The sequence below is a fragment of the Nostoc sp. genome (assembly GCF_036917155.1).
Lineage (GTDB): Bacteria > Cyanobacteriota > Cyanobacteriia > Cyanobacteriales > Nostocaceae > Nostoc.
The window spans coordinates 1-7,325 of record NZ_JBALDZ010000002.1 but is presented as its reverse complement, the minus strand read 5'-3'; the positions used below and the strand labels follow the sequence as shown (position 1 = coordinate 7,325).

Here is a 7,325-nt window from a genome sequence, read left to right as displayed (position 1 = left end):
AGCTTACCCCTTAATGACGAAACCACGGCATGAATTACGTAAGCAATTGCAAAGCGCTTAATTGATAAGCCTTTCCGGTTTTCTTAGTGCCATTCAGCTATAACCCTTATTCTCCATAGCTTAGAGCTTTTCTTAGTGCCATTCATCTCACTGCATTTAAGAACTCTCTTTGTGCAGACATTTATCTTGCCTATTTATTGAGGGAGAAAGGGGTTGCCGTTGGCAACCCCTTTCTCCTTCCTTAAAATGATTATCATTTTTATTGACTGTATATTTTATTCTCTGGAAGTCCCTTAATCAAAATGATGTAGAAGATAAATTTATCATCCTGATTTTGTTGCTTTTTTCTTGATGTAATCTATTTGTACTTCAACTTGAAGTGTGGAATGTGGATTAGTTAGATTGCTGAGATTTATGGGCATCTTAATCACAGTAATAAATTTCAAATGCCATTATCAGTCCTCAAGGCTATGACATCCACAGCACCTCAATTCCCGGAAATTTCTGGTTATACCATTACTGAGCAACTATACTTAGGTTCTCGAACAACACTGTATCGAGCAATACATAATAATCAGCAATTTCCTGTAGTAATTAAGGTGTTGCAACGAGAGTATCCCACATTTGGGGAATTAGTACAGTTTCGCAATCAGTATACCATTGCCAAAAACCTACCTATTGATGGCATTATCCAACCCCTGAGCCTGGAGATATTCGGCAATGGCTATGCCCTGGTGATGACAGATTGGGGTGGGATATCTTTGGACAAATATATCCAGCAGCAGCAATTAGACTTAACACAGAAGTTAGTGATCGCCGTTCAATTAGCTGACATCCTCCACAATTTGCATTCTTCTCGCGTCATCCACAAGGACATAAAACCCGCCAACATCCTCATTCATCCAGATTCCAAGCAAGTGAAGCTGATTGACTTTAGCATCGCTTCGCTGTTGCCCAAAGAAACCGAGGAAATCCAAAATCCCAATGTGTTGGAGGGAACCCTGGCTTATTTAGCACCGGAACAAACCGGACGAATGAATCGGGGGATTGATTATCGCAGTGATTTTTATGCAATAGGTGTCACCCTGTATCAATTATTCACAAGTTGCTTACCCTTCGTTGCCGACGACCCCTTGGAATTAGTGCATTGCCATATTGCTAAGATTGCCACACCAGTCCATCAAGTAAATACCGCTATGCCCAAAATGCTGGGGGCAATAGTCGCTAAACTGATGGCGAAAAATGCCGAAGACCGTTATCAAAGTGCTTTGGGAATTAAGCATGATTTGCAAGAGTCTTTAAACCAATGGAAGGAAACAGGGTCAATTGCAGAGTTTAATTTGGGACAGAGGGATTTGTGCGATCGCTTTCTCATCCCTGAAAAACTCTACGGACGGGAGGAGGAAGTCCAAACCCTGCTAGAAGCCTTTGACCGAGTTGCTCAAGGAGCATCAGAATTAATGTTAGTGGCTGGATTCTCTGGCATAGGGAAAACAGCTGTTGTCAATGAAGTGCATAAGCCAATTGTCAAGCAACGGGGTTACTTTATTAAAGGTAAATTTGACCAGTTTAATCGTAACATTCCCTTTTCTGCCTTTGTGCAAGCTTTTCGGGATTTGATGGGGCAATTGCTGAGTGAAAGTGATGTCCAGTTGCAAACCTGGAAAGCCCGGATTCTAGAAGCACTAGGAGAGAATGCCCAAGTCATTATTGAACTGATTCCCGAACTGGAGCGCATTATTAGAGTACAACCTCCAGCACCAGAATTATCGGGAACTGCTGCCCAAAATCGGTTTAATTTGTTGTTCCAAAGGTTTATTCAGGTGTTTACCACCAGCGAACACCCGTTGGTGATATTCCTCGACGATTTACAATGGGCAGATTCGGCTTCGCTGAATTTGATTCAGGTGTTAATGTCTGAGGTGAAAATCGGCTGTTTATTGCTGTTGGGAGCATATCGGGATAATGAAGTCTTTGCTGCTCACCCTTTAATGTTGACTCTCAATGGCATGGAGAAAGCCGGGGCAATAATTCACACTATTACTCTCAAACCTCTGAGTTTTACCAGTCTCAATCATCTGATTGCAGATACCCTTCATGCTGGGTCAGGAGTAGTTAAACCACTGACAGAGCTAGTCATACAGAAAACTCAGGGTAATCCTTTCTTTGCTACCCAGTTTCTCAAGGCATTATATCAAGACCAGTTAATTACTTTTGACCGCAATGCCGGATATTGGAAATGTGATATTGTCCAAGTGCGGGATGCGGCATTGACCGATGATGTAGTTGAATTTATGGCATTGCAGTTGCAAAAGCTACCGGAATCGACCCAAGAGATTTTGAAACTTGCGGCTTGTATTGGAGCGCAGTTTGATTTAGAGACATTGGCGATTGTTTCCCAGCAATCTCAAACTGAGGTAGCAACAACACTGTGGAAAGGCTTGCAGGAAGGTTTGATTCTGCCAATTACAAAAACTTACAAATTTTTCCAAAGTGCTGATACAGAAACATCAACACAAGTGATTAATGTTCCTTACAAGTTTTTACATGACCGGGTTCAACAAGCTGCTTATTCTCTGATTTCAGATCATCTAAAGAAAGCAACGCATCATCGGATTGGTCAACGCTTACTGAAAAACATATCTGATAGCGATCGCGAAGAACGAATTTTTGAGATTGTTAATCAAATCGATATTGCAGTCGAATTAATTGAATCGCCAACTGAGCGGGAAGAAACAGCAAAATTGAATCTGATAGCTGGGCGCAAAGCTAAGAGTTCTACAGCTTATAGTGCTGCTGTTAAATACTTTGCCGTTGGACGCAATCTCTTAGCAAGCGATCGCTGGCACAGTCAGTATGAACTGACACTACCCTTGTATGTGGAAGCAACAGAAGCAGCTTATCTTAATACTGATATAGATGAGATGATATCCCTTGCACAAGTGGTACTGGAACAGGCAAAAACAGTATTCGATACAGTCAAAGTGTATGGCGTAAAAATTAATGCGTACACATCACAGGGTCAATGGATCGAAGCCATTAAAACCGGACTAAAGATATTAAAGAAATTTGAGATCCATCTTCCTGAATCACCTGATTTAGAAGATATTGCACGAGTAGGTCAAGAAACACAGGTGCTTTTAGGTAACAAGAAACCTGGGGATTTGCTAAATCTGCCAGAGATGACCAACTCTCAAATGTTGGCCGTGATGCAAATTCTCAACGGAATATCTGTCTCTGCTTATATGGCAAACCCTAATCTCAATTCATTGATTATCATGACCCAGATGAATTTGTCAATGACTTATGGAAATGCACCTATTTCTGCATTAGGCTACTCTAGCTATGGATTATTTCTTTGCGCTATTGCTGGCGATGTCGAGCAGGGCTATGAATTTGGTCAATTAGCGTTGAATTTACTGTCTAAATTTCACGAAAAACAAATTGAAGCTAGAGTATTATTTGTCACTACTATTTTTATCGTTCATTGGAAAGTTCATCTCCAAGAAACCTTAAAGCTGCTGCAAAATGCTTACTCTATTGGTTGGGAAACTGGAAGTTTAATGGATTTGGGATACGCAGCTTATGGTTATGGCTTTCACGCCTATTTCATGGGTTATGAGTTATCCAAGCTAGAACAAGAAATGGCAGACTATAGCAAGGTATTGGTACAAATCAATCAGCAAGCGCAGCTCAACTACAATGAACTTTATCGACAGGCAGTGCTAAACTTGCTTGGTCAAGCGATAAATCCATCTCTATTTCTGGGTGATGTAGATAAAGAACAGGAATTGTTAGTAATATATCAGCAAAAAAATGACTACACAGGATTATGGCATTTCTTTCTTCTCAAATTAATGCTGTGTTATTTGTTTCAAGAATTTGAGCAAGCACTTGAGTATATTGAACAGGCAGAACACTACTCATCTGGGGGAAAAGGAATGTGTAATATTCCTGCATTCCATTTTTATGCTTCTCTAACTCGATTGGCTGTCTGCTCTAACGCTCCGCAATCCAAGCAAGAAAATCTCCTGCAACAAGTCGCTGCCAGTCAAAACAATATACAGAAATGGGCAAATCATGCACCGATGAATCATCTGCATAAATGGCATTTAGTTGAAGCAGAACGGTATCGGGTATTAGGCTTAAAACTGGAAGCATTGGACGCTTACGATCGCGCCATTGCTGGAGCAAAAGAAAATGGCTACATCCAAGAACAAGCGCTAGCTAACGAACTCGCTGCCAAATTCTATCTCGACTGGGGCAAAGAAAAAGTCGCCGCAGGTTACATGCAGGAAGCTTATTACTGTTATAGTCGCTGGGGAGCCAAAGCCAAAGTCGATGATTTAGAACAGCGCTATCCCAATTTGCTGCGTCCCATTTTACAATCAGCAGAGGTATCAGTTGGTGCTTGGAATACCCTAATGACAATTTCCCCATTAACTGCACCTGTTAGTTTTAATAGTCACAAAAGTTCCAATAATACCACCATCAATCAAGCCCTCGATTTTGTAGCGATTCTCAAAGCTTCTCAAGCCCTATCCAGTACCATTGAACTCGATCAACTGTTGCATCAACTTACTCAAATTATTCTGCAAAATTCCGGGGGCGATCGCTGTGCTTTAATACTCCCGGATGAAACGGTCGAGTGGCAAGTGCGAGCTATTGCCACACCAAATAATACACAACTTTATACTGAACCCCTCGCCAATAATCCTAATCTGCCAGTGAAATTGATTAAGTATGTCAAAAACACCCAAGAAATTGTAGTTATCAACGAACTGAAAACTGATTTACCCGTGATTGATGACTACCTTATCGAACGCCAACCCAAGAGTTTACTGTGTTTACCACTACTCAATCAAGGTCAGCTGATTGGTATTTTATATCTCAAAAATCATTTTACTATTGGTGCATTTACTCGCGATCGCGTGGAAGTATTAAACTTCCTCTGCACTCAAGCAGCAATTTCTCTGAAAAATGCTCAACTGTATCAACAAGAACAGAGAAAATCCCACGAAATTGCCCAAAAAGAAGCAGAATATCGCAGTATTTTTGAAAATGTTAATGATGGGCTGAATGTAGTCGATTTGACGACGGGAAAGGTTGTTGCTGTGAATCCGACTATGTGTCGGATGCATAGTTACAATTTGGAAGAATGGTCAACACTCCAGCCTAGCGATTTTATTCATGCAAGTTGTGTGCATAAGTTCGCAAATTTCATGGAAGTTCTCAATCGCGGTGAGGAATTTTATACCCACGCAGTAGATATTAGCAAAGATGGTCGTATTTTTGATGTGGAAGTCAAAGCCATACCTTTTATGTATAAAGGGAAAATCCACGCATTGTCGATTGTACGGGACATTAGCGATCGCAAACAAGCTGAAAATGCTTTGCGGCAAAAATCTCAAGAATTGGAACAAGCATTAATCCAATTACAAAATACGCAATTACAAGTAGTACAAAGCGAAAAAATGGCTTCCCTGGGAAATCTCGTTGCTGGAGTTGCCCACGAAATCAATAACCCTATCGGCTTTCTCAACGGCAGCATTAACAACGCCAAAGACTATGTGCAAGATTTGTTTGAGCATTTGGAAACGTACCAACAACAGCAGCCCCCCAATGATGTGGTACAAGAAAGTGCTGAAGAAATTGACTTGGAATTTTTATCACAAGACTTGCCCAAGTTGCTGGATGCCATGAAAGGAGCTACTAATCGCATCAAGTCTATCAGTACTAGTCTGCGTACTTTTTCCCGTGCCGATACTGACCACAAAATCAGCGCCAATCTCCATGAAGGACTCGATAGTACACTGTTGATTTTGAAATATCGCCTCAAAGCTAACGAGCATCGTCCAGAAATTCAAGTTACTAAAGACTACGGGGATTTACCTACAATTGAATGTTTCCCCGGACAATTAAACCAGGTATTTATGAATATCCTGGCGAATGCAATTGATATGTTTGATGAAATGGCGCAAAACCAATCGTACAAAGAACTAGAAGCCAATCCTCAACAAATTAACATCCGCATCCAAATTGAATCAGATCAGGTATATATCCGCATTCGTGATAATGGCAAGGGTATGAACTCTGATGTGCAAGCCAAAATATTTGACCATTTGTTTACCACCAAAGAAGTAGGTAAGGGTACGGGATTGGGATTGGCGATCGCCCGCCAAATTGTAGTAGAAAAACATGGTGGTAGCTTAAATGTATGGTCTGAGCCTGGTCAAGGGACTGAGTTCTGCATTAGTTTACCCATTGATAGTACACCGAAAACTTCTAAACCTTGATTTTGCGAATTTTGATTTCGGACCAGGGCAAACGCATCTTATCTACTAATAAAAACTAAGGAAGGTTTCACAATTGATATAGATAATTGTATAAGCGATCGCTCTAGTAAAATCAAAAAACACCCACATCATGTAAGTGGAGAACAAAAGAGGTCGTATATTTTTTATCTCTTACTGAACAGCTTTGGCAAGCACATCAGCTAGACGGTAGCCTGTTTCCTCTAAGAAACAGGAACGGGAGGGAGTCGCCCCCATTCTTAGAGTAAAACTTGCCTGCAATGTCTACGACAGTCACAAGCTTTGTCGTACTCCTTCCCTATGGGACGTTGCCGCGCAGCTTAAGAAAAGAAGTGCGGGCTGCACCTACGCCCTGGGCAGATCGCTTTTAGTTAGCGTCTCCCCTTGGGAGAAGGCAGCTATGTAAAAAGTATTAAATTAAGCCTTGGTATAATTGAAAATATTGTAGAGTATGGAATTGCCCTAAGTATTGCCCGACGCAACTCGCCCTATGACTACCGCACCCTTAAGCTGGCAAGAACTAGAAACCCTCACGGACTATCAAATAGATACCGTTAATGGTCTTAAGCTGTCGTGCATTTAAATTGTATAATTTTGGGTCTAAAACCCTTCCATAGCCTAGAGTCAGCTAAAAAACTAGATGCGTGGCAGCTTACCAACGCTAGAGCCAGGTTGCGGTTGTTTGGTCAGCCAGAATCTGATGTGCGGGTAACGCTGTACCGTGATAACCACGCCTGGTGTCCTTACTGTCAAAAAGTTTGGTTATGGCTAGAGGAAAAACAGATCCCCTACCGCGTCGAAAAAGTGACAATGTTCTGCTATGGGGAGAAAGAAAGTTGGTACAAACGTAAGGTATCATCAGGAATGCTCCCTGCGATCGAGCTTGATGGACGGATTATTAAAGAAAGCGATGACATTTTTTGGACTTTGGACAAAAATAAATTGTTCGCGTTTATCTTACGCGAACAAACGAATAATTAATTTTGTTTATAGTTATCAGCAGAAAAAAAG

The 7,325-nt window shown here is 41.2% G+C and carries 1 protein-coding gene and 1 pseudogene; both read left to right on the top strand.

All coding sequences use genetic code 11. The features are described from left to right. Positions 1-446: 446 nt before the first annotated feature. Positions 447-6,296, top strand: a complete 5,850-nt coding sequence (locus tag V7K67_RS00050; protein ID WP_335164718.1) for an AAA family ATPase — start codon at positions 447-449, stop codon at positions 6,294-6,296. A 508-nt stretch (positions 6,297-6,804) separates the two neighbouring features. After that, positions 6,805-7,250 (top strand): annotated as a pseudogene (locus V7K67_RS00045) (glutathione S-transferase N-terminal domain-containing protein); the annotation flags it as partial. Positions 7,251-7,325 lie beyond the last annotated feature (75 nt).